Here is a 5320-nt window from a genome sequence, read left to right as displayed (position 1 = left end):
GGTGTTGTCGGCCATGGGTGAGGGACAGTGGGTTGCCGCTCAGCGTCGTGGTCACGGCGAGGCGGTGGCTCTGGCCGAGGCGATGGGCCGGTTGTGGGCACGTGGGGTCGAGGTGGACTGGGCGTCGTATTTCGCCGGGGCGCAGCGGGTGGACCTGCCGACCTATGCGTTCCAGCACGAGCGTTTCTGGCTTACCCCGCAGCCGGCGTCGCGGGCCGACACCGAGTTCTGGGACCTGGTCGACCGGTCGGCCGTCGAGGAGTTCTCCACCGAGGACACCGAACGCGTCACGCTGCAAGACGCCCTCCCGGTGCTCGCCCGATGGCGACAGCGCCGGCAGGCGCACACCGATGAGCTGCTCTACCACGTCACCTGGAGGCCCGTCCCCGAACCCGCCGCCCGGCTCTCCGGCACCTGGCTCATCCTGGCGCCAACCGTCGCCGACGTGCCAGCGGACTGCTTGAAGGCTCTCGCCGTCGCGGGTGCCCAGCCTGTCGCCGTGACCGGTGAGGACCTGCCCGGCGCCGCGACGGACGCGGCCGGTGTGCTGGCCCTGCCGCCTCTGGACCCCGCCACCCTCGCGGCCACGGTCCGGACGCTCGGCGCGGCCGGGATCCGTGCGCCGCTCTGGGTCCTCACCCGGGACGCCACGGGCCAGGACGGGCCGCCCGCGGCCGGGCAGGCCGCGGTATGGGGCCTGGGCCGGGTCGCCGCCCTCGAGCACCCGGACCGTTGGGGCGGGCTCATCGACCTGCCCGAGACCACGGCCACCCCGGCGTGGGCCCGGGTCGCGGCCGCGCTCGGCGGCGCCGAGGACCAGGTCGCCGTACGCGCGACCGGTCTCGTCGCCCGCCGGATCGTGCCCGCCCCGGCCCGGCCCGGCAAGCCGTGGGAGCCCACCGGCACCGTCCTCATCACCGGCGGCACCGGGGCGCTGGGTGGTCACGTCGCCCGTGCGCTGGCCGCCGCGGGAGACGCCCACCTGTTGCTGGTCAGCCGGCGTGGCATCGACGCTCCCGGCGCTCGCGAGCTGGCCGCCGACCTGACCGCAACCGGCACCGCGGTCACCGTGGCCGCCTGTGACATCGCCGACCGGGACGCGCTGACGGGCCTGCTCGCCACGCTGACGGCCGACCGCCCACTGACGGCTGTGCTGCACGCTGCCGGGACGTTGCACGACGCCACTGTGGATACGGTCACCGCCGAGCAGGTACGCGACGTCCTGCGCCCGAAGGTGGACGCGTACGCCGCCCTGCGGGACGCGACCCGCGGTCACGACCTGACCGCGTTCGTGGCGTTCTCCTCGCTCGCGGGCGTGGTCGGTCAGCCGGGCCAGGGCGTGTACGCGGCGGCGAACGCGGCCCTGGACGCCATGGCACAGGCTTACCGGGCCGAAGGGGTGCCGGCGCTGTCCGTTGCCTGGGGCCCCTGGATCGACGGCGGCATGGCGGCGGCGCACGCCGAACGGCTGCGCCACCAGGGCATCACGCCGTTGCAGACCGGCCCCGCGCTCGCGGCGCTGTGGCAGGCGATCGCCCAGGACGAGGCCACCGTGACCATCGCCGACCTCGACTGGGCACGGTTCGCCGCGGCGCGCGGCGTCACTCCGTCGATCGCGTCCCTCGTCCCGGCCGCGCCGCTCGCCGCAGTCCCCGATCCCGCGCTGCCGGAACGGCTGGCCGCGGCGCCGGAAAACGACCGCGACCGCATGCTGGTGCGGCACGTCCAGGAGGAAGCCGCCGCCCTGCTCGGCCACGCCGACCCGGCGGTCGTCACTGCGGGCGCCGCGTTCCGCGACCTGGGCTTCGACTCGCTCAGCGCCGTCCAGCTGCGCAACCGGCTCGCCGCCGCCACCGGGCTCGACCTGCCCACCGGGCTGGTGTTCGACCATCCCACCCCGGCGGCACTGGGCGCCTTCCTGCGGGCCCGGCTGGCGCCGGCGGACGTGGACGCCGGCCCGCTGGCCACCCTGGACCGGTTGACGGAGGACCTCTTCCGTGACGGTCCGGCCGGTCTCGACCCGGCGCTCCGCGACCAGCTCTCCGGGCGGCTCGAGGCCGTGCTGACCCGGCTCCGCGCGCAGTCCCCCGGCTTCGACGAGACCTTGCTGGACTCCGCCGACGACGACGAGATCTTCCGGATCATCGACGAGGACCTCGGGCTGTCCTGATCGCACCCCGTCCGATCAGCCGGGGGAGACGCCGATTACCTCGGGATGGCCCGGGCCGTGGACATCCGGAACTGTGTCGGCCCGGGTCCGGCTGGTTGGCTCGCAAACGCAAACGCAGACCCAGACAGTCGTCGAGCGGTTGAGGAGACACGGACCATGAGTGGTGAGCTCACCGAGGCGCGGACGCTGCCGGGTGCCGGCAGCAACCCGCTGCGCAGCTTGATGGATCACGGTATCCGGGCTGACCCCTACCCCCTGCTCGGCGAGCTGCGTGAGGCGGGACCCACCGCCGTCGAGAACGGATCCGTCGTGCTCTTCGGCGAGTACGAGCACTGCTCACAGATCCTGCGACACCGCGACATGGGCAGCGACACCTCCGAGGCACCGTCCATCAAGGGCTTCGTGGTCGACGACGCGGAACGGGCGGCCAGCTCCATCTTCTTCATGGACCAGCCCGGGCACGGCCGCCAGCGCAAGCTCGTGTCGAAGTCGTTCACCCCCCGGATCGTGAAGAGCTTCGGACCGCAGATCACCCGCATCGTGGACGGTCTGTTCGAGGAGTTCCAGGACCGGGGCGAGCTCGACGTGGTCGCCGATCTCGCCTACCCGGTGTCCATCGGCATCATCTGCGACCTGTTCGGTATCCCGGACGACGAGCGCGACATGCTCAAGGAATGGTCCGACGACCTGGCGCTCTCGACCGAGCTGCCCACGCTGGGCGCGGCCATCGGCGTGCTGAACGTCTTCAACCGCGACGAGATCAACCGGTTCGGCAGTGTCGCCATGGCCGCGCACGCCTACTTCGCCGACCTGATCCACCGCCGCCGCAAGAACCCCGGTGACGACCTGGTGTCGAGCCTGCTGGCCACCGAGAGCAACGGCGAACGGCTCACCCGCTTCGAGGTGACCAGCGTGCTGGCCACCCTCTTCGTGGCGGCCCACGAGTCGACCACCAACCTCATCTCCGGCGGCATCCTGGCGCTGCTGCGCAACCAAGACCAGATGACCATGCTGCGGGAGGACCCGGGCGTGATCACGAACATGGTCGACGAGGCGCTGCGCTACGACCCGCCGGTGCACCTGGCCGCCCGGATGGCCCGGGCCCGCACCACCGTCGGCGGGTACGACCTCGATCCCGGCACCATCGTGGTGGTGCTCATGGCCGCCGGCAATCGCGACCCCCGCGCGTACGAGAACCCCGACGTGTTCGACGTCCACCGGAAGATCAAGAACGTGTCGCTGGCCTTCGGGGCGGGCGCCCACTTCTGCATCGGATCCGGCCTGGCCAAACTCGAGGCCGAGATCGCCATCTCCGCCTTCGCGCAGCGGCTCGGGAACCCCGAGGTCGACGAGAGTTCGCTGGAGTACCGGCGGCACATCGTCGTCCGCGGCCTGGAGCACATGAAGGTCTCCTTCCAGCCCTGACCCGGCGGCCCGCCGGCCCCACCCGCTCAGCAACGATCGGAGGCAGACCGTGCCGGAGAACCTGGAGGACAAGCTCCGCGGTTACCTGAAGAAGGTGACGGCGGACCTGGGCCGAGCCCGGGAGCAGGTGCAGGAACTCCGGGACGCGGCCGCCGAGCCGGTCGCGATCCTCGGCATGTCCTGCCGGCTTCCCGGCGGCGTCACCGGGCCCGCCGGGCTGTGGCAACTCGTGGCCGAGGGCGTCGACGCGATCGCCCCGGCCCCGGCCGACCGTGCCTGGGCCCCCTCCGACCTGGGCGGTGCCGCCCCGCTCGGTGGCTTCCTCGCCGACGCCGGCGGATTCGACGCGGCCTTCTTCGGCATGTCGCCGCGGGAGGCCCTGGCCACCGACCCCCAGCAGCGCCTGCTGCTCGAGACGGCCTGGGAGGCGATGGAGGACGCACGCATCGACCCGGAGTCGCTGCGGGGCAGCCCGACGGCGGTGTTCGCGGGTACCAACGGTCAGGACCACGGCGCCGGACTGCCCTCGTCGGCGTTCGCCGGCTTCGGTTCCACGGCCACCAGCGCCAGCGTGCTGTCCGGCCGGATCTCGTACACCTTCGGTTTCCAGGGCCCCGGCGTCACCGTCGACACGGCCTGCTCGTCCTCGCTGGTGGCGCTGCACCTGGCCGTGCAGTCGCTACGGCAGGGTGAGAGCACCCTCGCCCTCGCCGGCGGCGTCACCGTCATGACGACGCCCGAGCTGTTCGTCGAGTTCACCAGGCAGGGCGGCCTCTCCGGCGACGGGCGCTGCCGGTCGTTCGGTGCCGAGGCCGACGGCACCGGCTGGGGTGAGGGGGTGGGCTGGCTGCTGCTGGAACGGCTGTCGGACGCCCGTCGCCACGGCCGTCGCATCCTCGCGGTGGTGCGGGGCTCCGCGGTCAACCAGGACGGCGCCTCCAACGGGCTGACCGCCCCGAACGGCCAGGCGCAGCAACGAGTCATCCGGCAGGCGCTGCACAACGCCCAGCTCACCCCTCGCGACATCGACGCCGTCGAGGCGCACGGGACAGGTACCCGGCTGGGCGACCCGATCGAGGCCGAGGCGCTGCTGGCCACGTACGGACAGGACCGCGAACAACCGCTGTGGCTCGGTTCGGTCAAGTCCAACATCGGTCACACCCAGGCCGCTGCGGGGGTGGCCGGCGTCATCAAGATGGTGCAGGCGATCCGACACGGGCTGCTGCCCCGTACGTTGCACGCGGAGCAGCCGGCACCGGGCGTGCGCTGGGGCTCCGGCCGCGTCAGCCTGCTGACCGACGCGGTCGAGTGGCCGGCCACCCGATCGCCCCGCCGGGCCGCCGTCTCGTCGTTCGGCATCAGCGGCACCAACGCCCACGTGATCCTCGAACAGTTCCCCGGCGCCGAACCGGCGAACGACGGCGCGGCGCCGGCGACGATCCCGTGGCCGCTGTCGGCCCGGTCCGAGGCGGCCCTGCGCGCCCAGGCCGGCCGGCTCGCCACGCACCCCGGTGCCCCCGCCGGCATCGGCCGCGCCCTCGCCGTCCGCAGCGTGCTCGACCACCGCGCGGTGGTCGTCGGCGACGGCCCCGGCGAGTTGCGGCACGAGCTCTCCCGCCTGGCCGCCGGCGAACGTCCCGTCGCGAGAACGGTTGCCGGCTCCCTGGCGGTGATGTTCACGGGTCAGGGTGCGCAGCGTGTGGGTATGGGTGCCGAGTTGTATGG

General features: G+C 73.1%; 3 protein-coding genes. All 3 read left to right on the top strand.

Annotated elements, in window-relative coordinates; genetic code table 11:
* Position 1: 1 nt before the first annotated feature.
* A complete protein-coding gene (locus ACFHWU_RS28575; protein ID WP_416592219.1) occupies positions 2-2170 on the top strand; it encodes a beta-ketoacyl reductase in 2169 nt (722 codons plus the stop codon).
* A gap of 156 nt (positions 2171-2326) precedes the next feature.
* Positions 2327-3595 (top strand): cytochrome P450, encoded by a 1269-nt coding sequence (locus ACFHWU_RS28570; protein ID WP_416592218.1) that lies wholly within the window; start codon positions 2327-2329, stop codon positions 3593-3595.
* A gap of 49 nt (positions 3596-3644) precedes the next feature.
* Positions 3645-5320: type I polyketide synthase (locus ACFHWU_RS28565; RefSeq protein WP_416592217.1), on the top strand; the 1676-nt coding region annotated here is incomplete at its 3' end.

Source organism: Micromonospora sp. LOL_015 (assembly GCF_048060275.1).
In the GTDB taxonomy this organism is placed as follows: domain Bacteria; phylum Actinomycetota; class Actinomycetes; order Mycobacteriales; family Micromonosporaceae; genus Micromonospora_E.
This window is presented reverse-complemented; position numbering and strand designations above follow the sequence as displayed.